We start from the raw sequence: 275 nt of genomic DNA, 5'->3' as shown, positions 1-275 counted from the left end.
CGCGTGTGCCGTGCGGCTCCTGGAGGGCGAGGTGAAGATGGCGCACAACGACGTCCTCGACGACGAGGACCTGGCCGACGGCATCCGGTTGGCCTGCCAGTCGCACCCGGTGACGGACAGCGTGCGGGCCACCTACCACTGAGTCGGGCAACGGCAGGCCCACAGTGCGGTAACAGCCACTCCACGTCCGGGGCGGGTCTAGACCGGTTGTTCAAATGATCGGCAACGAGTTCCCCCTGTGCGGGGTGATCGTTGTGATGGGTGTCCGCACCCGC

The 275-nt window shown here is 67.3% G+C and carries 1 protein-coding gene; it reads left to right on the top strand.

Going from position 1 to position 275, the window contains the following annotated elements; genetic code table 11:
- Positions 1-10 precede the first annotated feature (10 nt).
- Positions 11-142: a 2Fe-2S iron-sulfur cluster-binding protein gene (locus QWJ41_RS21225; protein WP_302710487.1), complete on the top strand. Its 132-nt coding sequence runs from the start codon at positions 11-13 to the stop codon at positions 140-142.
- Positions 143-275: the final 133 nt, after the last annotated feature.

The organism is Nocardioides cremeus (genome assembly GCF_030518195.1).
GTDB classification, from domain to species: Bacteria; Actinomycetota; Actinomycetes; order Propionibacteriales; family Nocardioidaceae; genus Nocardioides; species Nocardioides cremeus.
This window is presented reverse-complemented; position numbering and strand designations above follow the sequence as displayed.